Below are 25,362 nucleotides of genomic sequence, written 5' to 3'. Positions count from 1 at the left end.
TGCCGCTCAGGCCTTCAGCTTGCGGATGAAGGCGACGAGGTCCTTGGCCTCCTGGTCGGGATTCTCGAGCTCTTCCTTGAAACCCTTCATGCGCTCCTTGCCGTTCTCCTTAACGCCATCGAGGATGGCCTGGAGCATGGCGTCGTCCTTGAGTTCGGCCTGCACCGCGGCGTCGGTGTAGTCGCGGATCTTGAGTTTCTTGCCCTGCTTGGTCTGGGCCTTGCCGTCTTCGCCGTGGCAGGAGGCGCAGTGGTTTTCCCAGTTCTCGGCCGCCGTGGCGGCAGCGAGGCTGGCGGCGCCGGCAAGGGCCAGGCCGAGGGTGACGAGCTTCATCGTGGTCTTCATGGGATTGGCAGTGGGTTGAGAGTTGGGCTCAGAAGCGATACTGCAGCTTGCCGTAGATCAGGTGGGCCTCGTAGTCGGCGTAACCGCCGTTGGGCACATCCTCATTCTTGGCGTAGGCGTATTTTAGCGAGACCGAAATGTTCCGGTCAAGCCGGCGGGTCCAGGTGGCGGAGGCCAGCTGCGTCGTGTATTCGGAGCCGTAGGCGACGGTCCGGTCGGAGTTGTTGACCCAGCTGTCGCGGGACTCCGAGACGGTGTAGTCGAGGTAGAGGTCGCTGTCCTCGTCGAGCGCGTAGCCGGCGCCGAGACTGCCGTAGGTGTAGTTGGCGTCGCTGTTCTTGACGAGACCACCGGCCGCGCCGGTGAGGGTGGCGGCGGGGGTGCGCAGCGTGTCCCAGACCACGTTGATCGTGGCCTGCACATACCAGCGGTCCTTCGGCATCCAGCTCAGGGACTGGGCGAAGACGTGGGTCTCCATCTCGGCGCTCTCGGCGAGGGCGAGGCCGATGTCCTGGGTGTTGATGGTCGTGACCTGATAGTCGTAGCGGGTCACGGAACGCACCTTGTCGCCGAGCTTGGTGCTGAACCGGACGTTGAAGTCGTTGGTCTCGAAGTCCTGGTTGGCGATGTAGGCCGGGTAGCGGTCGGCGCTGCTCACGGTGTTGTCGCGGACGGCGCGGTAGTCGTTGGTGCGGCCCTTGTAGTAATACTGCACGGCGACGGTGGTGCCGGGGCGGACATACCAGTTCGCGGTCGCGGCATACTTCTGGGTGTCGCGCTCAAACTCGGAGTCGCGGTCGATGCTGATTGCGGCGTGCGAGGTGCCGGGCTCGAGCACGCGCAGCTCGGTCAGGTCGCCCTCGGACTTGGTCCACTCGCCCTTGAAGCTGAGGGAGAGGTTCTTGATGCCCGCGTAACGGGCCTCGAGGCTCTCGGAGATGACCTTCCAGTCCTTTTCGCTGTCGGCGCCGACGGCCTCCATGGTGGGAGGACGGCTCGCACCGCTGCCGACGTTGGTCTCCTCGAAGTGGACGAAGTTGGTCCAGTCGATGGACTCGAAGCGGAAGGCGGGCACGATGACCAGGCGTTCCTTGGGCTCATAGCGGGCGCTGATCGTGCCGACGGTCTGCTTCATCTCGGATTCGCCGTGAAGGTCGAAGAAACCCTCGTCGCGTTGCTGGCGGTTGGCAAAGGCCGGGTCATACACCGGATCGTAGTCGGCGCCGTAGATGCGGCTGCCGCTGAGCGTCGTGTCGATGGTCGTGCGGGCGACGGCGGTGGTCACCATGAGCTTGTCGTGGATCTTGTTCTCGTAGGAGCCGCGCATCTGGAAGAGGTCGTAGTCCTGACCCTCCTTCGCGGTGATCTTGCGGTCGAGACCGGTCTCGTTGGCGCGGCGGCGGATGTTGCGGGAGTTCTCGTAGTCACCCTTGTCGGCGCGCACGGCGAGCGACCAGGTGCTGTTGTCCTTCGTCTGCTTGACGTTGGCGGACAGCTGGTGGCGCTTCTCGTCGAGCTTTAAGAAGGTCGGCAGCAGGCCGCGGGTCGCGGAGGCGCTCACCGCCAGGCCGGTGTCGCCCCAGGAAGTCGAGTCCTTGGTGCCCTCACGGGTGAAGAGGTCGTAGCGCAAGTTGAACTGCGGGCGATCCTCGACCGTGTAACCCAGCTCAAGCCAGAGGTTGGCCCGGTCGGTGAACAGGTCCTCGTCGTAGAGCGGGAGGATGAAGGCCCGCGACGGCAGGTAGCCGCCGCTGCCGTCATACCAGACGCGGAACTCCTTGTAGCCGAACTTGAGGAAACCGAGGTCGTCCTTGGTGATCTTCAGGTCGAACAGGTAGTCGTTGTTGCCCGCGAGCGCCCGGGCGTCGAGGGTCAGCGTCGTCGTGTCGTTGAGGGCCTTGGTGTAGTGGAGGGCCTCAATGCCGCCGAAGCCGTCCTTTTCAAGCTGCTGTCCTTTCTGGAAGGACGGCTTGTCGCCATCAAGGGAAGCGGCGCCGACCGAGAAATCGATGTAGTTCTCGAGCGGCGGTTCTTTCTTCTCGGCGGCGTTCAGGGCGACAAGGCCGCAGAGCACCGCGCACAGCGCCGCAACCGGCCGGCGTGACTGGGAGGAGGGAGAGATCGTGTTCATCACAGTATCCTGGTTGGAGGTTGCGGGTTAGAAGCGGAGGGAGGAGCTGACGTGCGAGCCGTGGATGGCCTCGTGGCAGCCGGCGGACCAGCAGGTGCCGCGGGAGAGGAACGAGGCGTGGTCACGACCGCCGATGAGGATGACGCCCGGCGCGGTCTGCTGCTGGAAGTGGCACTGCAGGCAGAGGTTGGCGTTGCGCGCCTTGAGCATCTTGGCGTTCATGGAGCCGTGCGGGCTGTGGCAGGTGACGCAACCCTCGCGGGAAGCCTCGTGCTCGAACACATACGGGCCGCCCTGGGAGGTGTGGCACTTCACGCAGGACTCGTTGAGGCTGGCGAAGTTCGTGCCGCCCTCGGTGATGGCATCGCCGCTGTGCGGGCTGTGGCAGTCGCTGCAGCCCATCTTGCCGGCGAGCACGGGGTGCGCGTTCGGCAGGGCGAACTCGCCGCGCTTGTCGAGGTGGCACTGGAAGCAGGTCTCGGGGGAGCCCTTCGGGTTGATAATCGTGCCGAGCTCGCCGCCGGACTTCACGTGCAGGGAGGCGGGACCGTGGCAGGATTCGCACCCGATCTCCTGGCCGTTGCCGCCGGGGGCAAACAGCTTGGCGTGGGTGGCGTCATGAAATTCGGACGTCACGCTTTCGTGACAGTCCGCGCATTTGCCCGATCCGACGAAGGTGGCGCCGGGAACCTGCGGCGGCACGATCATGGTGCGCTGCACCATGACGCAACCGACCAGCAGCATTCCCCAGATCGCGGTGCCTCCGAAGATCAGGGCCGATTTGGACCAACGCAGTTTGAGGCTCATGATTTCAGTGTTTGACGAACGTTAGAGGTGCTTGGGGTGAAAAGTGAAAAGTCGATGTCTGATTTATCGTCGCCATCTTCCCAGATATGCAGTTTTTGCACTCCGCACCCCTTGCGCACGTGTGTTCATTCCTTGCGCAATCCATGCATGATGGTGAGCGCATGCCGGCGGGGTTTTCGCTCCCAATCTACCGCGCAACGACCCTGCTGAAAAGAAAAACACCACCTGATTACAGGTGGTGTTTGCGGCGGTTGAGATGTCCTGGGAGGCTCAGACGTCGCAGACCTGCACGCCGTGCTTGAGCGCGGCGAGCGCGGCCGCGGTGTCCTTGCCGCGCGGGATGAATTCCTGACCGACGAAGCCCTGATAGCCGGTTTCCACAATGGCGCGCATGATCGCGGGGTAGAACAGCTCCTGCGTTTCATCGAGGTCGTTGCGCCCGGGCACGCCGGCCGTGTGGTAGTGCCCGAAATATTGGTGGTTCTGCCGGATCGTGGCGATCACGTCGCCCTCCATGATCTGCATGTGGTAGATGTCGTAGAGCAGCTTGAAGCGGTCGGAGCCGATGCGCTTGCACAACTCGACGCCCCACGGCGTGCGGTCGCACATGTAATCCTTGTGGTTCACCCGGCTGTTGAGCAGCTCCATCACGAGCGTGACGCCGAGCTTCTCGGCAAGCGGCACGATGCGCTTCAGGCCGATCACACAGTTCTCCAGGCCCTGCTCGTCGGACATGCCGTCGCGGTTGCCGGAGAAAACGATCAGCGTGGGCATGCCGGCCTCGGCGGTTTCCTTCAACCGCACCTCGTAGGCGGCCACGAGGGCGTCGTGGTATTCGAGACGGTTCCACGCCTTGGTGATGCCACCCACGGAAACCTCGCCGGCCTTCGTGTTCGGGTTGCTGACGAGCGCGCAGGTCAGGCCGTATTTTTTGAGAACGGGAAATTCCTTCGGTCCGAGCAGCTCCACGGACTGCAGGCCCATGGCCGCCGCGGCGGCGCAGAATTCCTCGAGGGGGATGTCCTTGAAGCACCACTTGCAGACAGACTGCTTCACGCGACCCTTGCGGGCGGGCGCCGGGGCGGCGTCGGAGGCGTGGAGAAGGCTCATGCTGGTGGCGAGGACGGTGCCGGCGCCAAGCTGTTTGAGGGCGGTGCGACGCGAGACGGGGTGGGTCATGCCCCGAACTAGAATCACTTGCCGCCGCGTGGCAACCCTGCAGCGCGTCAGCCGCGGCAGAGCGCCGCGAGCCGGCTCACGCCCTCGCGGATGCGCTCGGGCGTGGAATTGGAATAGTTCAGGCGCAGGTAGTTTTTCCCGGCGTCGGCGGGGAAGAAATCCCGGCCGGGCACGAAGGCGACCTTCTTGGCGATGGCGCGTTGCAGGAGCTCCAGCGCGTCGAGGTTCGCCGGTCCCGTAATCCAGAGGAACATGCCGCCCTCGGGCTTGGTCCAGCTGAAGCCCGCCGGCATCGCAGCGCGGAGCGCGCCGTCGAGCACCTCGTAACGTTCGCCGTAGGCGCGGCGGATTTTTTCCAGATGCGCCGTCTGGTCGAACTTGGTCAGGTAGGTGTAGGCCACGAGTTGGTCGAAGCTCGAGGTGTGGAGATCCGAGGCCTGCTTGAGGATGAGGAGGCGGCTGAAAATCTCCGGCGGCGCCACCACCCAGCCGGTGCGCAGGCCGGGGGCGATGGTCTTGGAAAACGTGCTGGCGTAGAGCACCTGGCCGGCGGTGTCCCAGTGCTTGATGGGCGGGATGTCGGCACCGTGGTAGCGGAGTTTGCCGTAAGGATCGTCCTCCAGCACGAGCAGCTTGTGCTCCGCCGCGATGCGGGCCAGCGCCTCGCGCCGGGCGGCTGTGAGCGTGATCCCGGTGGGATTCTGGAAGTTGGGGATCGTGTAGAGAAACTTGGGCCGGTGCTGCTTGATCAGCGCGGGCAGCGCCTCGGGAATCAGGCCGTGCTCGTCGGTCGGCACCGGCACGAACCGCGCCTCGAAGGTCTGGAACGCCTGGATGGCCGCGAGGTAGGTCGGGTTCTCGGTCAGCACCACGTCGCCGGGGTTCAGGAAGAGCTTGCCGGCGAGATCGAGCACCTGCTGCGAGCCGTTGGTCACCAGCACGTCGTCCATCGCGGCCTTGATGCCACGGCGGCCCACTTCGGCGGCGATCCATTCGCGCAAACCGGGATAGCCCTCGCTCTGGCTGTATTGCAGCGCACGGCTGCCGTGCTGCACGAGCACCTCGTCGGCCGCGGCGCGCACCTCGGCCACCGGAAACAGCTCGGGCGCGGGCAGACCGCCGGCAAACGAGATGACCTCGGGCTGCGCGGTGACCTTGAGGATCTCGCGGATCGTCGAGGGACGCATCTGCTCGATACGGCGGGCGAAGAGCGGGGTGTGGTCGGACATGCAGCCCCAACCCATCACATTCCGGCGCGCCACGCCAGCCCTTCGTGTGGCACAATGGCCGGGAAATACAGCGGCGGGCTGGATCGGAAATGAGGAGACGCAGGCTTCCGCACGATTGGTAGGGTCGTTGCTTGCAACGACCCTACCAATCGTGCGCGAGGTCGGACCAAGGTCCGACCCTACAGGCAATCCGAGAGAAAGCCCCCTCACCCGCGCAGCTTCAACAGCTCCTCGGCGTGGGCCTGGGCGCTCTTGGCGGTGCGGTCGCCGAGCATCCTCGCGAGCTCCCCCACCCGGCCCTTCCGGTCGTCGTGGATGGATTCGATGCTCACGGAGGCACGGTCGCCGCTCTGGTCCTTGATCACCACAAAATGATTCGCCGCCTGTGCCGCGACCTGTGGCAGGTGCGTCACGCAAAGCACCTGGTGGCGCTCGGCGATGTCGGCCATCTTCTCGCCCACGATGCGGCCGATCTCGCCGCCGACGTTGGCGTCCACCTCGTCGAATACGAGCAGGGGCACGTCGTCGATCTCGGCCAGAACGGCTTTCAGCGCGAGCATGACACGCGCGAGCTCGCCGCTCGACGCGATGCGGCTGAGCGGCAGAGGCGCCTCGCCAACATTGGGCGAAAACAGAAACTCCACCCCGCAGTCGCCGTGCGGCCCGGGCTCGGCCAGCGGCGTGAGCGCCACACGAAAATCAGCCTTCTTGAAACCGAGCTGGACGATGACCTTGGCCGCAACTTTGGCGAGCTGCTGCGCGGCCTTGTCGCGGGTGGCGCGGAGTTCCGCGGCGGCGGCGCGGGCCTGTTTCTCGGCGGCGGCGATCCGTTTCTCCAATTTGGCCAGCGTGCCCTCGATGTCGCCCTGCTGCTCGAGACGGCGGCGCATGTCGTCGCGCGCGGCGAGCACGGCCTCGACCTTGGCGCCGTGCTTCCGCTTCAGCTCCAGCCAGGAATTCATCTTGGTCTGCAGTTCCTCCGCCTGCTCGGGATCGAAGTTCAGCGAGGTCGCGAGCGAGGAAAACTCCGCGTCGAGGTCGCCCAGTTCCAGCGAGGCGGACTGCAGGCGGTCGGCCAGCGCCTTGCTGGTGGCGTCAAAGGCCTCGAGCTGACGGGCATCGCGCAGCAATTGGGCCAGCCGGCCGAGCAGGCCGTCCTCGCCGCTGAGTCCGCCGCTGAGGCGCGAGGCGAGCTGCATGATTTCCTGCGCTCCCTGCTGGCGCTGGAAGTCGCGTTCGAGGGCGGCGATGGCCTCCTCGGTCAGCTCCAGGGCGTCGATCTTGGCGAGTTGCAGTTTCAGGAAATCAATCTGGTCGGATGACAGTTTGTCGGCGGAGCGCAGGCGGTCGCGCTCCTCGATCAGGTCGCGCCATTGGCCGAAGAGCGCCTGGTATTTCTCGAGGATGCCGCTGTTGCGGGCGAAGAGGTCGAGCAGCTCGCGCTGGCCGTTTTCCTTGAGCAGCCGACGCGGCTCGCCCGGGCCGTGGAAATCGATCCACTGCGCGCCGAGTTCCTGGAGGGCGCCGAGCGTGGCGAGGCCGCCGTTGACCGACATCTTCGGCGCCTTCTCGCGCGGGAGACTGCGCTTGATGATGAGCACACCGTCGTCGCAGGGCGGCAGGCTCAGGTTGGCCAGCACCATGTCGAGCCGGCGGGTGTCGGAGAAAAACAGCGCCGCCTCGACCTCGCAGGCGTCAGCGCCCTGGCGGATGATGGTCTTGTCCGCCCGCGCTCCGGCCAGCAGCGACAGCGCGCCGAGCAGGATGCTCTTGCCCGCGCCGGTCTCGCCGGTCACCGCGGTGAAACCCGTCTCGAAATCCAGCTCGACCTCGTCGAGGAGCGCCAGATTGCGGATGCGGAGGGATTGGAGCATTTTGAAAGCACGAATGGACACGAATTAACGCGGATTCAAGCGTCGCCATGTCCCGCGCGCAGGTCTCCTGACAGGTTTTCGCGTTGATGAAATTTCCCTTGCGCCGCCCGGTCCGAACCGTTGACTCCTGACCCTTCACGGACCCTTAGCTCAGTTGGTTAGAGCGTTTCCTTGACATGGAAAAGGTCACTGGTTCGAGTCCAGTAGGGTCCACCAGCCTTCGCTCTGCGAGCTACGACTCGGCAAGCCAGCCAAGGGAAGGCGTTGATCGACAGAAAGAACTGCGATGCGCTTCACGTAGGCTGCCACGCCAAATCCCACCGGGCGCAGGCGGGCCTCAGCAAGCGCTCCGCAGAACCCAATAAGTAATGATGGGCCGAATCACGTGAACAAATTCGCCTAGGTCACTGTTCTGAAATCCTTGCTCTGCTCCGGAGGCTTTTACGTCGGCCTCAGCGACGATTTGGTGGCACGACTCGCGAAGCACAATGCGGCGGTGTCCCACACTCGGCCAAAGCCCGCCTGTGGTGGATCAAAACTACGGTAGCGTTCCGGGATCGGAAAAAGCAGCGGTATTCGAGAAATACCTAAAAATCGCCATGGGCCGGGCATTCGCCAAGAAGCGCCTTTGGTCCCTCATCCCCCCGTCATAGCCTAGATTCAGGTCGTATAAGTCTTTTCGCGCGAAGGTGTGCTGCCTAGCCTTCGTTGCATGGACTCCAAGGCGCCCGTCTCCATCCCCGACACCGCGCAACGGGTCGAAGCTGAACTGGTGCGCCAGGGCTTTTTCGACCTGCCCTCCGGCTTGGCCGCCACGCTGATCGCCACGGGTGGACTGGCCTGGGTCGCCGTGCAATCGCCTTCGCCGACGCTCGTTTGGAGCTGGTTGGGCTCCATGGTGCTGCTGGCGGGCGCCCGCGGTCTCCTCACCGTTTACTATCGGCGGCAACCGCCCAAGCCCGGCCGCCAGCATCTTTGGGTCGCACAGTTTTCCCTGGGAGCCGCGCTCACCGGATTGGGCTGGGGCTTTGCCGCGTGGTTTTTCTACCCGATCCTTGGTCAAGAGGAACTGCCACTTCTCATCCTGATTCTCGCCGGCATCACCGCCGGTGCCACCCGCTCGCTCGGCCCGATCCTGCCCGCCTGCTGGTCGTTCCAGGTCCTCAGCCTGCTGCCGCTCATCGTCCGCATGCTGCAAGTCGGCACAACCACCCACACCATCATGGGCGCGTTGGCCGTATTCTACATGGCCTTCCTCATCGCGATGGCCCGGAGCTACCATCAGACCCTCAGCAACTCACTGCGGCTGGGCTTCGAGTCCGCAGCCTTGGCCGCCGAACTCGACGCAAGGCAACGCCAGGCCGCCGCCCTCAATCGCGAGCTGAGTGCCGAGGTCGCCCACCGCCGCCAAGCCGAGGCTGAACTGCGTTCCGCCAAAGAGCGCGCCGAAAGCGCCAACCAGGCCAAGAGCGACTTCCTCGCCACGATGAGCCACGAGATCCGCACGCCGATGAACGGCATCCTCGGCATGCTCGACCTCCTTAACACCGCCAGCCTCACCGCCGCCCAGCGCGAGCAGGTCGAGACCGCCGCGCGCTCGGCCGACTCGCTGCTCCGCATCCTGAACGACATCCTCGATTTCTCCAAGATCGAGAGCGGACGCCTCGACTACGAGTCCATCCCCTTCCGCCCGGCCACCGTCGGCGAAGACATCATCGCGCTCATGCGGCCGCGCGCCGCGGCGAAGTCGCTCGAACTGAAATTCTCTGCCGACGAGGCGGCCCGCACCCGCGTCCTCGGCGACCCCATGCGCGTGCGCCAGGTGTTGCTCAACCTCGTGGGCAACGCTGTGAAATTCTCCGAACATGGCGACATCTCCCTGGACATGTCGGGCGACACCGCCACCGCCGGCACGCTCCGCCTGACCGTGCGCGTGCGCGACCATGGCATCGGCATGGACGAGGCGACCCGCGCGCATCTTTTCGAACCGTTCAGGCAGGCCGACAGCTCGATGAGCCGCAAATACGGCGGCTCCGGTCTCGGCCTCGCCATCTCGCAACGTCTGGTGCAGGGCATGGGCGGCACGATCACCGTGCAAAGCAACCCGGGCGAAGGCTCGGTCTTCGAGCTCACTCTCACCCTGCCAGTCGCCAAAGGACGCGAAACCTCCCTCCCCTTCGCCACCAACGCACCCTGGCCCAGGCATGTAGATGCCCGCATCCTCGTGGTGGAAGACGATGTTGTGAACCAGCGCGTCATCACGCTCATGCTCCAGCGCCTCGGCCTCCAATGCCACGTCGTGCCCGACGGCCAGGCCGGTCTCAACGCCCTCGAGGCGGGCCAGTGGGACCTCGTGCTCATGGATTGCCAGTTGCCCGGCATCGACGGCCTTGAGACGACCCGCCGCGCCCGCCTGATGGCGGCCGGCCGCGATCTGCCGATTGTAGCCCTCACCGCCAACGCCCGCCCCGAGGACCGCGCGGCATGCCTCGCCGCCGGCATGGACGATTTCATCACCAAGCCCGTGCGCACCGAGACGCTCCAGATCTGCCTCGCTCGCTGGCTGCATCCGGTGCCCTGAGGAGCAGGTCAATCCCCGGCAACGGATACGCCCCCCCGACGGCGCGTGACCGCCTTTGCGCTGGACGAGTCCAGCGCCTGCGCCCACAAACTCCGGCTCGTGGCCACACCTCCGAAGCACGACGCCCAGACCATCCACCAAGCGATCGACCGCGTTGCCTCCGCCATTGCCACGCGCCACGCCGGCACGAAACGCCTGCTGATCCTCGGTATCGCCAACGGCGGCGTGGAATTCGCCCGCCGCCTCGTCACCGCGCTGAAAAAAGCCGGCCTCCAGCCGGGCACCGGCACGCTCGACATCTCTTTTCACCGCGACGACATCGGCGCCAACCCGATTCCCAAGGAACACGCCCCGACGATCATCCCGCACGACGTCAACGGCGCCTCCGTCATCCTCGCTGACGACGTCCTCCACTCCGGCCGCACCGTGAAGGCCGCACTCGACGAGCTCTTCGACCACGGCCGCCCCGCCGCCGTCGAGCTGGCCGTCCTCGTGGACCGCGGCGGCCGCCTGCTGCCCGTCGCCGCCGCCTACACCGGCATCGCCCTCGTCGCCTACGACGACGAGAAGGTGCGGGTCCGCCTCGACCCCGCGTCTCCCGAACTGGATACCATTCTCACCGAACCAGCCTCGGCCGGTCGGAAATCAAAAATCGTAAATCGTAAGTCGTAAATTTTCCTCCCGTGCCCTGGCATCGCAAACATCTCCTCACCATCGAGGAACTCAAGCGCAGCGAGATCGAGCAGATCCTCGCCACCGCCGGCGCCTTCCGGCGCATCCTCGACCGCAAGGTCAAGAAGGTCCCCGCCCTCCGCGGCAAGACCATCGTCAACCTCTTCCTCGAGCCCAGCACGCGCACGCGCATCTCCTTCGAGATGGCCGCCAAGCTCCTCAGCGCCGACGTCATCTCCTTCGACGCCGCCGCCTCTAGCACGACCAAGGGCGAAACCCTCCGCGACACCGCCCAGAACATCCAGGCGCTGCACGCCGACATGATCGTGCTCCGCCACGCCGCCTCCGGTTCCCCGCTCTACCTCAGCAAGGTTCTGGGTATCCCGGTCGTGAACGCCGGCGACGGCGCGCACGAGCACCCGACGCAGGCGCTGCTCGACGTGTTCACCATGCGCGAGAAGCTGGGCGACCTGAAGGGCCGCAAGGTCGTCATCCTCGGCGACATCCTCTTCAGCCGCGTCGCCCGCTCCAACATCCACGCTCTCACCAAGCTTGGCGCCGACGTCACCATCGTCGGCCCGTCCACCCTCGTCCCGCACTGGTTCGAGTCCCTGGGCGTGCGTGTCTCGCACAACCTCCGCGAGGCCCTCGCCGACGCCGATGTCGTCATGCTCCTCCGCATCCAGCATGAGCGCCAGGGCGTGAGCCATTTCCCGTCGATCGGCGAATACACCAGCATGTTCGGCCTCAACTACACCCGAGCGAGCTGGGTGAAACCCGGCGCCATCATCATGCACCCCGGCCCGATCAACCGCGGAGTCGAGATCGACTCCGACATCGCCGACTCCGACCGCAGCGTGATCCTCCAGCAGGTCACCAACGGCATCGCCGTCCGCATGGCCGTCCTCTACCTCTGCGCCGGCGGACAACCGGAGGCGGTCACCGTGCCGGTGACCTGAAATCGCCAAGTAACAAGGACCAAGTGCCAAGTATCAAGAATCCCACCCACTGCCTTCCGCACCCTTCCTGTTACCTGATACTTGTTACTTAATACTTTCCCCATGCCTTTCCTCCACATTAAGAACGGCCGCGTCATCGACCCCGCTTCCAAGCGCGACGCCAAGGGCGATGTCTTCATTGCCGACGGCAAGTTCGTGAAATCCCCCACGCCGGCGCAGAAGAAATCCGCGCAGGTCATCGACGCCAAGGGCCTCGTCGTGTGCCCCGGCCTCGTGGACATCCATGTCCATTTCCGCGAACCCGGCCAGACGCACAAGGAGACCATCCTCACCGGCTCGCAGGCCGCCGCCGCGGGCGGGTTCACCACCGTGGTGTGCATGCCCAACACCTCGCCCGTCGTGGACAACGCCGGCACCGTCACCCTGATCAAGGCCGCCGCCGCCGCCGCGCCCGTCCACGTCTATCCCACCGGTTGCATCACCGTCGGCATGAAGGGCCAGGCCCTGGCCCCGCACGGCTCGCTCCAGAAGGCGGGCGTCGTCGCCCTCACCGACGACGGGCTCTGCGTCCAGTCCAACGAACTCATGCACCGCGCGGTCGAATACGCCAAGATGTTCGGCCTCTCCATTCTCGACCACTGCCAGGACGAGTCCATGACCGAGAAGGCCGTGATGAACGAGGGTGTCGTCTCCACCCGCCTCGGCCTCAAGGGCTGGCCGCACGCCGCCGAGGACATCATCGTCGCCCGCAACATCATCCTCTCCCGCTACACCGGCGCGCACATCCACATGCAGCACATCAGCTCGGCCCACTCCGTCGAGCTCATGCGCCAGGCGAAGAAGAACGGCGTCAACGTCACCGCCGAGGCCACGCCGCATCACATCGCCTTCACCGAGGAGGCGCTCGGCACCTACGACACCCACTTCAAGATGAACCCGCCGCTCCGCACCGAGGCGGACCGCAAGGCGATCATCGCCGGCCTGCGCGACGGCACGCTCGACTGCATCGGCACCGACCACGCCCCGCACGCCCCCGAGGAAAAGGACCGCGAGTTCGACTACGCGCCCAACGGTATCATCGGCCTCGAGACCGCCCTCCCCGTGTGCCTCGACATCCTCGTCAAGAAGTCGAAGTTCCAACTCAGCCACGTCATCGACCTGATGACCCGCAAGGCCGCCGACATCCTGAAGCTCCCCGCCGGCACCCTCGCCCCCGGCGCCACCGCCGACGTGTGTATCTTCGACCCCGCCGAGACCTGGCTCTACAACACCTACGGCGCCTTCTCGAAGTCCATCAACTCCCCCTGGGACAAACAAAACCTCACCGGCCGCGTGAAGACCACGATCGTCTCGGGCAAGGTCGTCTATCAGAACGGCAAGATGCTCGTCTAAATATTCCCTGGAGGTGGGGTGCCCTCACCCCGCAATGTCCGATGCCTCGCAAAATCCACCAACTGATCACGGATCTGACCCAAGCCGGATTCGTGGCGGTATCCGGTGGTAAAGGGTCGCACCGCAAGTTCCGCCATCCCCGGCTGTCCGGCTCGGTATTTTGAGTGGCAAAGCCGGTGCCGACGCGCATCACTACCAAGAGAGACAAGTCAGCAACGCCATCCGCGAGGCCACCCGATGAAACCCGAAGACCGCTATCTCAAATTCGTCCGCTGGAGCGACGAAGACAGTGCCTACGTCGGCTACTGCCCCGACCTCTTCCCCTGGGGCGGTGTGTGTCACGGCGCTACCGAGGAAGCCACCTACCGCAAACTGCGGATTCTGGTTCGTGAGGAAGTCGCCCAACTCAGCCGCAAGCGTCAGCTCCTCCCCGCCCCGAACACCCGCGCCATGCGGGATGCCGTGCTGGTCTGAAACAGGAAAGTAGGCCATGCTGCTGACAAAGCGATATGCCGCAGTCCTCTTCACCGCAATGGCCTGTTGGACTGGCCTCTTCGCCGAGATAAGCTTTGAATTGCCGAAGGGCAACAAACGGTATCCCGATTACCCCATACCCGAGGCAGAGAAATCATTCACGACGGATTCCAGTGGTATTCGACGTGTGACGTTGCCCGGTGAGCGACTTTCCAAGCCAATTGTCGTCACGCCACACCATAGCACCTCCCTTGATTCGCCTTGGGTAATTTTGGCCAGATACCTTCAAATCGCCACGAGCGGTTCCTTGGAGAAAATTCTTCCTCTCTATGACGAGCCGTCACAGAGAGCTATTCGCACGATGCCCACCGCGAACCTGGCAAAGCTCCCTGAGCTCATAAGCCGCATCGAACGCTATGAATTCTGGCTCCTGATCTATAGGGACGACTACGTCATTGCCTACGGTTACCTCGTCACTCACGAGCAGAGAGATCCCACCCACGTCACCTTCCGTAAGTATGGAAACGAATACAGGATGATTGCTGGCGTTCCGCCATATAGTGCCGCCTACGACAATGCGTTCATGAACCTGCTGGCGGATAAGGGATTCAATGTCGTGAGCGGAACGGCCGTGGACTCGCCAACTCGTCTTTAGTCTTAGTGCCCTCCCCTCGCCTCACCTCCTCCGCGTCCGTGTTACTCGTCCGTGATGTCGTGACCGCCGCGAACCACTACCGCGATGCGTTGGGCTTCACCTACGAGCGCTTCTGGGGCGAGCCGCCGGACTTTGTGATTCTCAAACGCGACGGCCTGCACCTCATGCTGACGCTGGCGCCGCGCGGCACGGCGATCGTGCCGCATTGGCAGGTGAAGTCCGGCATGTGGAACGTCTATTTTTGGGTCAACGACGTGGACGCCCTCTTCGCCGAGTTTCAGCAGCGCGGAGCGAAGATCGACTACGGCCTCGGCAACAAGCCTTACGGCGTCCGCGAATTCGGCGTACAGGACCTCGACGGCTACGACCTGGGCTTCGGGCAGGTGCGCTGAAGGCTCGACCGGGTTGGGCCGGCTTGAAAACGAATTGCCCGGCCCCCCGCCGGCCTGCTTGCATACTGCCATGAGAACTATCACCCGCCTGCTCTGTGTTTGCCTGCTGCTTGGTCCGGCCCTGATCGGAGCCGCGGACAAGAAGGAGAAAAAAGAACCCAGCCTGACGCTGGAGGATGTCATCTTCGACGCCAGCTACCTCACCAAAATGCTGGGACCCAATACCCTCATCGTGCCCGCCACCCCGAATACCGGCCTGAGTCCGGAACTCATGGCCGCCCTGAACCAGTCGGGCGTCACGGCCAAGTCCCGCGCGTTTCTGCTGCCGGAGGGAGCCCAGGCCCCGGAAGTCAAATCGTCGCTACCCTACGCATTCCCGAAGAGCCTGCGCCAAGGCAAACAGGAGGGCCACGCGCGGTTTCTCGTGCTGGTGGGAGCCGACGGCGCCGTAAAGACCATGCATTGCTATGACTTCACCCACCGGCTCTTCGCACTCGCGGTCGCCAAATCGCTGGTGAAATGGAAATACCAGCCGGCCACGATCAACGGCACGGCCGTGCCCGTCGTGCTCGACTATCCAGCCGAGTTCCGCGGCGACGGTTACGACAACAAGTTCAATTCCGGTCCCGACCGGAATCCCATCGAGCAACCGGTGCGCGACCCCAACCGCCCACCACCGGGGGGCTGAGTGCCGGCGTAGATCCGCGCCACCCCGCTTCATGGAAGGGACCCAAACTTCCGGAGCGCAAATCCCTTTCTGAGCGGGGTGCCCGCAGGGCGGGTGATGGAAAGAGGTCCGTCGGTCTGTGAAACTTCCGGACTTACCGCGGCCCTTCGAGCCGGCATAAAAAAGCCCCGGCGCTAGGCCGGGGCTTCGTGGAAGTAACGTGAATCTCGGGATTACTTCGCCATTTCGGCTTCCTTCGCCGCTTTCTTCTCCGCCTTGGCCGCATCGCGCTCGGCTTTGCGGGCATCTTTTTCGGCCTGTTCGTCAGCCTTCTTCTTCGCCCGCTCCTCGGCGTCGAGTTTGCCGTCCTTGTTGGCGTCGTATTTGTCGAGATTGGCCTCGCGGGTCTCCTTCGCCTTGGCCTTGGCTGCCTCCTTGGCCGCGGCTTTTTCCTCCTCGCTCAGTTTGCCGTCCTGGTCGGCATCATGCTTCTGCTGGTTTTTGGTCAGCTTCTTTTCGGCGGCCTCCTCCGCGTGGAGGGCGGCCGGCAGGACTGTCAAGGCAAGCGCCAGCAAGGCCGGCGCGAATTGGGGTAAGGATGATTTGATCATGACCGGACCAGATAATCCGATCCGGCCTCGAGGCGAAAGCCGCCCCGCCACCTAAAAACAGGCGCGGGAATCAGGGTTTCACCACCAGTTGCACGCGTTGACCGCGCTCGAAGTAGCGGCGGGCGAAGGCCGTGAGGTCGGCCAAGGTCACGGCATCAACGCGCGCGTCGTAGTCGCGCCAGTCGTTAACCGGCAGGCCGTAAACACCGTTGAGGGCGGCCCCCATGGCGCGGGCGCCGTTGGTCTGCAACCCCATCCGTTTGGCGGCCTTCAACCGCACCTGGCAGCGGTGCAGTTCCTCGGCGGCCACCCCGCCGGAACGGACGCGCTCGATCTCGAGATTCAATTCGTTGATGACCTCGCCGTGACGTTCGGGGCTGGTGCCGGCGTAAAAGTAGAACATCGCGCGGTGCAGGCCGACGATGCGGCTGGACCGCACGAAGTAGGCCAGACTCTTCTGTTCGCGCACGCGCTCAAACAGGTTCGAAGACATGCCGCTGAAGAGCTCATCGGCCACTTCGCTGACGATGTAATCGGCCGCCAGCAACCCGGGGCCCGGGAAAGCCTGATACACGACGGCCTGCTGGCGCGGCTGGATTTCGATGAAATCGCCTGGCGCGACCGTCAACGCCGCCTGCGGCCGGGGCGCCGAGCCCTTGGGCAGCTTGCCCAGGAAGGCCTTCAGGGCCGGCACGAATTTCCTCGCCTCGAAATCCCCCGCAACCGCGAGCACGGCGTTGCCCGCAACGATGAGCCGCGAGTGCAGGGCCTGCAGATCGGCCACGCTGATAGCCTTGAGGCCGGTTTCGTCGCCCCCGCTCTCGATCGCGAAGGGATGCGCGCCGAAGAATTTTTCGCGGAGCCGCTTGCGGCCGACCGTGACCACGTCGTCGAGGCTCTCCTGGAGCGCGGCGAGCGCGGAATCGCGCTCAATGGCGAGGCGGGTGGCTTTGAAGGTGGGCCGCAGCACGGCGTCACTGATCAGCTCCAAGGCCAGGGCCGAGTCGCCAGGCAGCACTTCGGCGGTCAGACCGAAGCTGTTGTTGCCCGAAAACTCGTGGAAGGAACCGCCCACCGCCTCGATCGCAGAGGCCACCTGCTCGGCGGTGCGTCGGACGGTATCCTTGGTGAGCAACGCCGCCAGGAGGGAATTCGTGCCGCGCCGGCCGGCCGGCTCGAACATCGGTCCGCCGGCGAAGGCGAGCCGGAGGTGCAGGTTGGGCAGATTACGGTTGGGCTGGATCAGGAGGCGGGCGCCATTGGGCAGTCTTATCTCCTCGAAGTCCAGAGACACGGTTGGTCGGGATACCGACCCGCTTCGCTCATCCGACGCGCCAACCGGATTCGATGACACGACGGTCAGGTGTTCCGGCACGAGGTAGGTGCGCATGACCTGCTTCAGTTTTGCCGGAGTGAGCGCGAACAGCCGCTCGAAATACTGGCGCGTGTAATTGACGTCGCCGACCACGACCTCGCCGGCACCAAGCCGCGAGGCCTGGCCGGACATGGTCTTGCGCATGTTCACTTCGGAGGTCACGGCCTGACGCACGGCCTTCGCGAGGGCCGCGGCGCTCACGCCCTTGGCGGCAACGCGGTCGAGCTCGCGCAGAATGGCCTGCTCGGCAGGCACGCGTTTGTCCGGATCAGCGAGATAGGAAACATAGAACAAACCGCCGGTGCCGGGGCTCCAGGACATGGCGTCGATGGTGTGGACGAGCCGGGCCTTTTCGCGGATGGCCTGCCAGAGGATCGAGCTGTCGCCGTGGCCGAGCACCATCGCGAGCATGTCGAGCGCGGGGGCGTCGGGATGTGCGAGGCCCGGGATCTGCCAGCCAAGGCCGGCGCGGGAAACCTTCACGTCCTCGTGCAGATGCATGTCGCGCCGGGCGAGCTGGACGGCTTCCTCGGGCACCAGCACGGGAGCAAGCCGCGCGCGCGGTGCCTGGCCGAAATGTTCGGCGATGCTCGCCCGGGTGGCCGCGACCTCAAAGTCACCCACAATCACGAGCACCAAATTATTGGGCACATAACGGGCCCGGTAGTAGCCGAGCAGGTCCTCGCGGGTGCTGGCGGCAAAGACCTCGCGGTGGCCGATGATGGGCTGGCGGTAAGGGTGCGTGCGAAAGGCCGTCTCGAAGAGGGCCTGCGAGAGGCGCTGGTCGGGGTCGTCGAGACACATGTCGATCTCGCGGAGAATGACGTCCTTTTCCTTCGCCACCTCCTCGGCCGGCAGCGTCGAGCGGAGCACGGCATCGGCCAACAAGTCGATGGCGACGGCGGTGTGGTTGCCGGGCACGTCGATGTAGTAGACGGTGCGGTCGAAGGTCGTGTAGGCGTTGATGTAGCCGCCGTGGGCCTGGACGGTCGCCGAAATTTCGCGCCCGGCGCGGCGCTCCGTGCCCTTGAAGAGCATGTGCTCAAGGTAGTGCGAGAGACCGGCGCCAAGGTGCGCACCCTCGTGGATGCTGCCGGTCTTCACCCACACCTGCACCGAGCTGACCGGCGAGGAGTGGTCGGGCTTGAGCAGCACGGTCAGACCGTTGGGCAGCGTGTAGCGTTCGATGGATTCGCGCCAGAGACTCTCGAGCAGGGCAAGGTCGCGCGGGCGGGCGGAGCAGGATTTCGGCATTGAGCGTAAACGGAAGAGAGGTTCAGGCCTGATCAGCGGGGCGGCGCACCCGGCGGTTTCCCGCCGGCTGATAAGGCTTCACGAAAGCCTCTTCGAAATCGTAGATCTCCGCAAAATCCTCGCGCCGGTCGCTCTCGGTTTTGCTGAAGACATTATACTCGATCAGATTGAAAACGATGTCGCCGAAGTCGGAGCAACGACGCACGCCCCACTTGTTGAGCACGGTCTTGGCGAGGGGGCCGTATTGATCGAGTGCGTAGTGACGGATGCCGTTCAGCAGTTCGGCGCCGGTGACATGCTGCGCTTTGCCGGTACGCTCAGGTTGCTTGCGCTTCACTTCCTTGACCGTGTGGTCGAGCCCCTGGCGGACAAACTCGTAGGCTTTGCGATCAAAGCGCGTGTCTTCCTTGCAGATGAGTCCGACAATTTCGGCAAATTCGAGGTCTTGCATTTAAGTTCGTTGGAAAGAGTAGCTAGCACAGCCCAACGGTCGTCGCAACCACTCAGCCGGGGCCAAAATTCGTCGGATTATCTTACGCTTTTTGAAGATTAATTCGTAAACTTAGTCTCGCATATCCAAGCATTTCGGGCAAATTTTGGCCCGGAAGAAATGATCGCGGCCACACAGACCAACCATCCACACGCCGGCGTTCAGGAACCCCGTAGCAAGGAGTCGTTCCTGAACGAAGCGTGCAACCGCATCCGCAATGCGGGCATGCGGGTGACCAAACCGAGGGTGGCCTTGGTGGAGGCGCTGCTCAAGCAAAGCGGGCCGGTCAGCATCGAGCGGATCCATCAGGAAGTGGGTGTAAACTCCTGTGATCTCGTCACCATTTACCGCTGTCTGGCGGCGTTTGAGGAACTGGGTTTGGTGCGCCGCAGCTACCTGCACAACGGCACCTGCCTCTACGAACAGACTTTCGACACCGCGCGCCACTACCACATCGTCTGCAAGACCTGCGGTAAAACCGAGAAGGTTAACTACACCTTGGCGAACGACGTCGAGCAGCAGCTCAAGGACCGGGGCTTCGAGCAGGTCAGCCATGTGCTCGAGTTCTTCGGTGTTTGCCCGGAATGCCAGCTGGCGGCCAAATCGCTCGCCCGTGGCACCTCCGTGTCGGTGCCGACGACGATTTCAAGCCCGCAGGTCTGAACGGGTCGGGTCGCCGTCGAGCGGCTGCACCGCTCTGACCCACTCTGCCACCGGTTTTCCGCCTACAAGGTGCTCGCGACGGATGCGATCGAACCGCTCGGGCGTCACCTGCGCATACCAGACACCCTCGGGATATACGACCAGCCAGGGTCCTTCATGGCAGAGCCGGAAACACGCGGCCTTTGTCCGGAGCGCCGGCACGGCGCACTCTTTCAACGAGGTCTTCAGATGCTCCCACGTCTTCAGGCCATCCTCCATGGCGCAACAATCGGGCCCGGCGCACAGGAACAGGTGACGCCTGGCCGCCGGCAGGCCGATTTCCTTAAAGCTCTTGGCACCCATGGCCGAGCTTCAGCCGCGGCGCGCGGCCGCATAATTCGCCTCGGCCTGCGTCCAATTCAGCACGTGCCAGAACGCCGCCACAAAGTCCGCGCGGCGGTTCTGATAGTGCAGGTAGTAGGCGTGCTCCCAGACATCGAGCCCGATGACGGGCGTGAGTCCCTCGGAAAGCGGAGAGTCCTGGTTGGCCGTCGAGTGGATGACCAGTCCGCCGTCCGCCTTGACGCTAAGCCAGGCCCAGCCGCTGCCGAAGCGTTTCATGGCGGCGTCGGCAAAAAGTTTCTTGAAAGCGTCCATCGAGCCGAAGGTCTCCGCGATCGCGACCGGCAGTTGCTGGATGGACATGCCTCCCGCAGGCGAAATGAGCTTCCAGAAAAACGTATGGTTCACATGGCCGCCGGCGTTGTTGCGGATTCCGGTGCGGATGGCCTCCGGCACGCGGGCGAGATCGCGCACCAAGGTCTCCGGCCCGAGCGCCAGCAGGCCGGGGTGGTCCTTGAGCAGATTCTTCGCATTGGTGATGTAGGCCTGATGGTGCTTGGTGTGATGGATCTCCATCGTCAGCGCATCGAAGTGCGGCTCCAGCGCAGCGTAGGCGTAACCCAGGGGTGGAAGCTCCCAGCCCAGCGGGGCCGGCTCCGTCGCGGCACGGGCCCGGGACAGACCGAAGCCTGCCAGCGCGGTGGCGGTGCCGATGATTTTGAGGGCGGACCGACGCGAGACCGGGGCGGGGTTGTTTGTCATGCATGGCACCATGGCCCGATCCTAACGCCGCGCAAGAACGGGCCGCCGCATGCGCGGGCTTGTTTTATCCGGGGGAGACCACTAGCTGTCCCGGGTGCTATTGTTCAGCCGCATACTCGGTTTTGAGGAAAACCACATTCGGGAGATAGAGCGCCGCCGGGAACAACGTTACGTGCCGGGCAAGGTGTTCCCGCTGCAGGCCACCATCGACGTGGATGGCGAACCCCGCAGTGCGAAGATCATGGACCTGTCGCCGGGCGGCGCCGGCCTGCGCGTGGCCGGCCCAGCCTATACGCGCGGATCCCTGGCCAAGCTTCACCTGATGATCGACGACTCGTGGGTCGAGTTTGCCTGCACCATCGCGCATGTGCGCATCCTGCCTTCGGGCTGTCGCCTGGGACTCACGGCCGGATTCGCCAGTTTCGATGAGAAAAAGGCCTACCTCCAGCTGCTCCAACCCATCGCCATCGGCAGCGTCTTCCGGGTAACCCCACCCGAAGAAGTGCGCCAGCTGGATCCCGGCATGCACAAACTGGTCTTCACCGGCAGGCCAGGCACCGAGCTCAATGTCTGGCGGCAAACCGACGACGCGGGTCCCTTTCACAGCCTGCACTGGCAGATGGACGACTATATCGTGCAGGCCACCGTCGGCGCCGAGATGCAGGTTTACTCCCGCAAATACATGATCGCGCCCACCCGGGCCAAAGCCAGCGGTCCCGCCTACCGAAAACTACCCGCCGACGTCCAGGCCGAGATCAGCCGGCTCTTCCGGTGGACCATGCTCAATCTGCCCAAGGACGTGCCCGCCGACGTTCGCACCTTTGTGCAAGGATTCTGACCCGCCTTCACCGTGCTGCTTTTCCGCCGCATATTCAATTTTGAGAAACCCAAGGTCGAGAAACTCGCCGACCTGCGGCTCAACCAACGCTACGCCCCGGGCGCGGCTTTTCCGCTCCAAGCCTGGCTGATCGGCCCGAATTTCGAATTACCGGGCAAGGTCGAAAATCTTTCCGGCAACGGCCTGGGCTTGCTGACCACAGACCATGATTCCGGGCTAAGGCACGGCCAGGGCGTAAAAGTTCGCCTCGCCCTCGCAGATTTTCAGCTGACCCTGTCCGCGAAGATCGCGCACCTGCGCCCCGTCGCCCGGGGCCAGTATTGCGGACTTGGCCTGCAGTTCGGCGACTTCCTTGAGCAAAAATCATGGCTCCAATTGCTCCAGCCGGTGGCTATCGGCCAGTCGCTCCGGGGCGTGCCACCCGAGCGCGTGGCGCAGAACGAGCCGCAGTTCATCAAGCAGGTCTTCCGCGGCGAGGAAAACTCGGCTCTGACGGTCTGGCTCGAAAAATCCTTCGGCACGCCGCTGCACAGCTTCGAGTTCGAGACGCACGACTACTTCTGCCGCGCCGACGCGAAGCTCGGGGTGCTCGAGGCCTACGTGCGCGAGGCCACGGATTCGCACAAGGGCAAGCTCAGCAACCCGGTCTTTGACACCAGCGGCGGCCTCAACGACGAGATCCGCCAGCTCTTCCTCTGGATCCTGCCGAACCTCTCGCGCGAAGTCCCCGACGACGTCCGCGCCTTCCTCCAGCGCTTCGCCGCGTAGTCAGCTCAGGCGCCGAGCTGCTTGCGGACAATCTGGTCGACGAGCTGCGGGTTGGCCTTGCCCTTGGAAGCTTTCATGACGGCGCCCTTGAGCGCATTAAGCGCCTTCTCGTTGCCGGACTTGAATTGGGCCACGGCCTTCGGGTCGGCGGTGATGGCATCGGCCACCCACTTCTCCAACTCGCCGGTGTCGCTCGACTGCTTGAGGCCTTGCTTCTCGACGATAACATCGGGCATTTCGCCGGACTGGAACATCGCCGCGAAAACCTCCTTCGCGATGCTGCTGGAAATGACGCCGCTTTCGGTGAGCTTGACCAAGGACGCGATGTGCGCGGGCCGAACCTTGCTGGCGGAGAGTTCAAGCTGCGCCGCGGCGAGCTCGCCGAGCAGGTTGTTGCAGATCAGGTTCGCCGCCGCCTGAGGTTTGGCACCGAGCGCGACGGTTTCCTCAAAATACGCGCTGTAGGCGGTATCGGGCACCAGCACGGAAGTTTGCGTGTAGGGCAGGCCGAATTGATCCAAGTAACGCCGCTGGCGGTCAAAGTGGTGCTCGGGCACCGTGGCCTTGATGCGCGCCTTCCACGCCTCGTCCACCTTCACCGGCATTAGGTCGGGATCGGGGAAATAGCGGTAGTCATGGGCCATTTCCTTCGAGCGCAGCGACTGGGAGGCGCCGGTCTGGCCGTCGTAATCGCGCGTCTCCTGAACGATGACGCCGCCGGCCTCGACGACGGCAATCTGGCGGCGGATTTCATGGGCGATGCCGTCGCGCACGAACGAGATGGAGTTGAGGTTCTTCAGCTCGACCTTGGTGCCGAGCTTCGTCTCGCCGACCGGCCGGATGGAAATGTTGGCATCGCAGCGCATCTGGCCCTTCTCCATGTCGCAGTCGGAAATGCCGCCCTGCACGAGGGCGATGCGCAGCGAGGTCAGGAATGCAAAGGCCTCGTCGGCACTGCGCAGGTCGGGCTCGGACACGATTTCCATGAGCGGCGTGCCGGCACGGTTGTAATCCACCAGCGACTCCACGGCGCCGTGGTTGAGCTTGCCGACGTCCTCCTCGAGGTGGATGCGGGTCAGCGCGATCTTCTTGTGCTCGCCCATCACGTTGCGCGAGGGCCCGGGCAGCTCGATTTCGACCGCGCCGCCGAGGCAGATCGGCTGGTCGTATTGCGAGATCTGGTAGTTCTTGGGCGAGTCGGGATAGAAATAGTTTTTCCGGTCCCACTTGCAAACCGGGGCGATGTCGCAGCCGAGGATGAGGCCGGCCTTGATGATCTTGTCGAGGGCCTCCTTGTTCAGCACCGGCAGCGCCCCGGGCAACGCCAGCACGACAGGATCGACAAGCGTGTTCTCCGGCTCGCCGTAACCGGCGGCGACGCGCGTGAACATCTTCGACGCCGTGCGCAGCTGCACATGAACCTCCAGACCGATGACGGCTTCGTATTTCATCAGAGTGAGGGATGGAAGTTCCGCCAGTCGTGCGCCTGTTCGTAGTGGCGGGCGATGGCGAGGAGGCCAGATTCGTCGAAAGGCCGCCCGATCAGCTGCAGGCCGATGGGCAGACCGCCGGCGGTGAAACCGCAGGGCACCGAGATGCCCGGCAGGCCGGCGAGGTTCACGCTGATCGTGTAGATGTCGGTGAGATACATCGCAAGCGGATCGGACGACTTCTCCCCGATCCTGAACGCGGGAGTCGGCGACGTGGGCGAGAGCAACGCATCGCAGTCCTTCAGCACGGCGGCGAACTCGTTGCGGATAAGCGTGCGCACCTTCTGGGCGCGCAGGTAATAGGCATCGTAGTAGCCGCTGCTCAGCACGTGGGTGCCGAGAATGATGCGGCGCTTCACCTCGTCGCCAAAACCCTCGGCGCGCGACTGGAAATAGAGGTCCACGACATCCTTGGCCTTGGCGGCGCGGTGGCCGTAGCGGATGCCGTCGTAGCGGGCGAGATTGGACGAGGCCTCGGCCGTGGCGATGAGGTAGTAAACCGCGATGGCCTGCTCCGCCGCCAACGGCAGCGATACCTCGCGGATTTCGCAGCCGGCCTTGCGGTAGTGCCCAATGGCCGACTGCACGGCGGCTCCCACCTCAGGGTCGAGACCGGCGCCAAAGAACTCTTTCGGCACGCCGATGCGCCACGGGCCGGAGCGCTTCGCCATCTCTGCGCGGTAATCGGGCACGTCAGCCTTAAACGAGGTCGAGTCACGCTCGTCGTGTCCGGCGATGGCCTGCAGCAACACCGCGGCATCATCCACCGTGCGACTGAGCGGACCAATCTGGTCAAGGGACGACGCGTAGGCGGCGAGCCCGAAGCGGGAGACCAAGCCGTAGGTCGGCTTGAGTCCGACGATGCCGCAAAGCGCCGCCGGCTGGCGGATGGAGCCGCCCGTATCGGAACCGAGCGTGAGCGGCAGTTCGCCTGCGGCGACGGCCGCGGCTGAGCCGCCGGAGCTGCCGCCGGGCACGCGCGTGAGGTCCCACGGGTTGGCCGTCGGGCCGAAGGCGGAGTTTTCCGTCGAGGAGCCCATGGCGAACTCGTCCATGTTGAGCCGGCCGAGCGGAATCGCGCCGGCGGCTTTCAGGCGGGTCGTGACAGTGGCGTCGTAAGGGGAAACGTAGTTCGCCAACATCTTGCTGGAACACGTGAGCGGTTGCCCCTCGACGGCGATGACGTCCTTGAAACCGACCGGGATGCCGTCGAGCGGTCCCCTCGCCTGCCCGGCGGCGCGACGGGCATCAGATTCGCGGGCGGCGGCGAGCGCGGCCGCTTCATCACGGGAATTGAAGGCTTTCACCTGCGTATCCACGGCTTGCACGCGGGCGAGGCAGGACTGCACCAGCTCGACCGACGAAAGCTGTCGGGTGGCGAGCAGTGCCGCCAGCTCGGTGGCGGAAAGATAGGTAAGATCGCGCGCCATGGC

24 protein-coding genes and 1 tRNA gene are annotated in these 25,362 nt (G+C 64.4%); 12 read left to right on the top strand and 13 right to left on the bottom strand.

Annotation, left to right across the window (positions count from 1 at the left end):
* Positions 1 to 6: 6 nt before the first annotated feature.
* From ESB00_RS06380 to recN, 6 genes are all read right to left on the bottom strand, one after another.
* Positions 7 to 345, bottom strand: coding sequence for a c-type cytochrome (locus tag ESB00_RS06380; RefSeq protein WP_129046879.1), 339 nt, complete (start codon positions 343 to 345; stop codon positions 7 to 9).
* A gap of 28 nt (positions 346 to 373) precedes the next feature.
* On the bottom strand, positions 374 to 2,476 hold the full coding sequence (locus ESB00_RS06375; RefSeq protein WP_129046878.1) for a TonB-dependent receptor: 2,103 nt from the start codon (positions 2,474 to 2,476) through the stop codon (positions 374 to 376).
* 27 nt (positions 2,477 to 2,503) lie between these two features.
* Positions 2,504 to 3,283, bottom strand: coding sequence for a cytochrome c3 family protein (locus ESB00_RS06370; protein ID WP_218938691.1), 780 nt, complete (start codon positions 3,281 to 3,283; stop codon positions 2,504 to 2,506).
* 270 nt (positions 3,284 to 3,553) lie between these two features.
* Positions 3,554 to 4,462 carry a hydroxypyruvate isomerase family protein gene (locus ESB00_RS06365; protein ID WP_129046877.1) on the bottom strand — a complete coding sequence of 303 codons (909 nt, stop codon included), beginning with the start codon at positions 4,460 to 4,462 and terminating at the stop codon, positions 3,554 to 3,556.
* A gap of 47 nt (positions 4,463 to 4,509) precedes the next feature.
* Entirely contained in the window at positions 4,510 to 5,691 is a 1,182-nt protein-coding gene (locus ESB00_RS06360) for an aminotransferase-like domain-containing protein (protein WP_246026418.1), read from the bottom strand.
* 206 nt (positions 5,692 to 5,897) lie between these two features.
* Entirely contained in the window at positions 5,898 to 7,565 is a 1,668-nt protein-coding gene (gene recN / locus ESB00_RS06355; protein ID WP_129046876.1) for a DNA repair protein RecN, read from the bottom strand.
* A gap of 139 nt (positions 7,566 to 7,704) precedes the next feature.
* Here recN and ESB00_RS06350 point away from each other — a divergent pair.
* From ESB00_RS06350 to ESB00_RS06300, 9 genes are all read left to right on the top strand, one after another.
* Positions 7,705 to 7,781: transfer RNA gene (locus ESB00_RS06350), tRNA-Val, on the top strand.
* Positions 7,782 to 8,277: 496 nt separating this feature from the next.
* Positions 8,278 to 10,146 (top strand): ATP-binding protein, encoded by a 1,869-nt coding sequence (locus ESB00_RS06340; RefSeq protein ID WP_129046875.1) that lies wholly within the window; start codon positions 8,278 to 8,280, stop codon positions 10,144 to 10,146.
* 45 nt (positions 10,147 to 10,191) lie between these two features.
* Positions 10,192 to 10,818 carry a bifunctional pyr operon transcriptional regulator/uracil phosphoribosyltransferase PyrR gene (pyrR, locus tag ESB00_RS06335; protein WP_246026417.1) on the top strand — a complete coding sequence of 209 codons (627 nt, stop codon included), beginning with the start codon at positions 10,192 to 10,194 and terminating at the stop codon, positions 10,816 to 10,818.
* 11 nt (positions 10,819 to 10,829) lie between these two features.
* Positions 10,830 to 11,777: an aspartate carbamoyltransferase catalytic subunit gene (locus tag ESB00_RS06330; RefSeq protein WP_129046874.1), complete on the top strand. Its 948-nt coding sequence runs from the start codon at positions 10,830 to 10,832 to the stop codon at positions 11,775 to 11,777.
* A gap of 102 nt (positions 11,778 to 11,879) precedes the next feature.
* Complete coding sequence (locus ESB00_RS06325; protein WP_129046873.1) at positions 11,880 to 13,169, top strand: dihydroorotase; 1,290 nt, start codon at positions 11,880 to 11,882, stop codon at positions 13,167 to 13,169.
* 237 nt (positions 13,170 to 13,406) lie between these two features.
* Complete coding sequence (locus tag ESB00_RS06315; RefSeq protein WP_129046872.1) at positions 13,407 to 13,643, top strand: type II toxin-antitoxin system HicB family antitoxin; 237 nt, start codon at positions 13,407 to 13,409, stop codon at positions 13,641 to 13,643.
* 16 nt (positions 13,644 to 13,659) lie between these two features.
* On the top strand, positions 13,660 to 14,298 hold the full coding sequence (locus ESB00_RS06310) for a hypothetical protein (protein WP_129046871.1): 639 nt from the start codon (positions 13,660 to 13,662) through the stop codon (positions 14,296 to 14,298).
* Between the two features lie 38 nt (positions 14,299 to 14,336).
* On the top strand, positions 14,337 to 14,690 hold the full coding sequence (locus ESB00_RS06305; RefSeq protein WP_246026416.1) for a VOC family protein: 354 nt from the start codon (positions 14,337 to 14,339) through the stop codon (positions 14,688 to 14,690).
* Between the two features lie 70 nt (positions 14,691 to 14,760).
* Positions 14,761 to 15,378, top strand: coding sequence for an energy transducer TonB (locus ESB00_RS06300; protein WP_129046869.1), 618 nt, complete (start codon positions 14,761 to 14,763; stop codon positions 15,376 to 15,378).
* 212 nt (positions 15,379 to 15,590) lie between these two features.
* Here the strand turns inward: ESB00_RS06300 and ESB00_RS06295 are convergent, their stop codons facing one another.
* From ESB00_RS06295 to ESB00_RS06285, 3 genes are all read right to left on the bottom strand, one after another.
* Positions 15,591 to 15,968 carry a hypothetical protein gene (locus tag ESB00_RS06295; RefSeq protein WP_129046868.1) on the bottom strand — a complete coding sequence of 126 codons (378 nt, stop codon included), beginning with the start codon at positions 15,966 to 15,968 and terminating at the stop codon, positions 15,591 to 15,593.
* Between the two features lie 70 nt (positions 15,969 to 16,038).
* A complete protein-coding gene (locus tag ESB00_RS06290; protein WP_129046867.1) occupies positions 16,039 to 18,597 on the bottom strand; it encodes a M16 family metallopeptidase in 2,559 nt (852 codons plus the stop codon).
* Positions 18,598 to 18,619: 22 nt separating this feature from the next.
* Positions 18,620 to 19,048 carry a Minf_1886 family protein gene (locus ESB00_RS06285; protein ID WP_129046866.1) on the bottom strand — a complete coding sequence of 143 codons (429 nt, stop codon included), beginning with the start codon at positions 19,046 to 19,048 and terminating at the stop codon, positions 18,620 to 18,622.
* A gap of 159 nt (positions 19,049 to 19,207) precedes the next feature.
* On the opposite strand from ESB00_RS06285, the gene ESB00_RS06280 reads away from it, so the two are divergent.
* A complete protein-coding gene (locus ESB00_RS06280; protein WP_129046865.1) occupies positions 19,208 to 19,750 on the top strand; it encodes a Fur family transcriptional regulator in 543 nt (180 codons plus the stop codon).
* Here ESB00_RS06280 and ESB00_RS06275 read toward each other — a convergent pair.
* Together ESB00_RS06275 and ESB00_RS06270 are read right to left on the bottom strand one after the other, a co-directional pair.
* Positions 19,733 to 20,092, bottom strand: a complete 360-nt coding sequence (locus tag ESB00_RS06275) for a (2Fe-2S) ferredoxin domain-containing protein (protein ID WP_129046864.1) — start codon at positions 20,090 to 20,092, stop codon at positions 19,733 to 19,735. The genes ESB00_RS06280 and ESB00_RS06275 overlap by 18 nt on opposite strands.
* A 9-nt stretch (positions 20,093 to 20,101) precedes the next feature.
* Positions 20,102 to 20,833, bottom strand: a complete 732-nt coding sequence (locus ESB00_RS06270) for a superoxide dismutase (RefSeq protein ID WP_129046863.1) — start codon at positions 20,831 to 20,833, stop codon at positions 20,102 to 20,104.
* A 100-nt stretch (positions 20,834 to 20,933) separates the two neighbouring features.
* On the opposite strand from ESB00_RS06270, the gene ESB00_RS06265 reads away from it, so the two are divergent.
* Together ESB00_RS06265 and ESB00_RS06260 are read left to right on the top strand one after the other, a co-directional pair.
* On the top strand, positions 20,934 to 21,671 hold the full coding sequence (locus tag ESB00_RS06265) for a PilZ domain-containing protein (RefSeq protein WP_164976072.1): 738 nt from the start codon (positions 20,934 to 20,936) through the stop codon (positions 21,669 to 21,671).
* A 12-nt stretch (positions 21,672 to 21,683) separates the two neighbouring features.
* Positions 21,684 to 22,439, top strand: a complete 756-nt coding sequence (locus ESB00_RS06260) for a PilZ domain-containing protein (RefSeq protein ID WP_129046861.1) — start codon at positions 21,684 to 21,686, stop codon at positions 22,437 to 22,439.
* Positions 22,440 to 22,444: 5 nt separating this feature from the next.
* On the opposite strand, the gene gatB is transcribed toward ESB00_RS06260, so the two are convergent.
* Together gatB and gatA are read right to left on the bottom strand one after the other, a co-directional pair.
* Positions 22,445 to 23,890: an Asp-tRNA(Asn)/Glu-tRNA(Gln) amidotransferase subunit GatB gene (gatB, locus tag ESB00_RS06255; protein ID WP_129046860.1), complete on the bottom strand. Its 1,446-nt coding sequence runs from the start codon at positions 23,888 to 23,890 to the stop codon at positions 22,445 to 22,447.
* Positions 23,890 to 25,359 (bottom strand): Asp-tRNA(Asn)/Glu-tRNA(Gln) amidotransferase subunit GatA, encoded by a 1,470-nt coding sequence (gatA, locus tag ESB00_RS06250; RefSeq protein WP_129046859.1) that lies wholly within the window; start codon positions 25,357 to 25,359, stop codon positions 23,890 to 23,892. The genes gatB and gatA overlap by 1 nt, the downstream gene beginning before the upstream one ends.
* Positions 25,360 to 25,362: the final 3 nt, after the last annotated feature.

It is taken from the genome of Oleiharenicola lentus (genome assembly GCF_004118375.1).
Classification (GTDB): domain Bacteria; phylum Verrucomicrobiota; class Verrucomicrobiia; order Opitutales; family Opitutaceae; genus Lacunisphaera; species Lacunisphaera lenta.
This window is presented reverse-complemented; position numbering and strand designations above follow the sequence as displayed.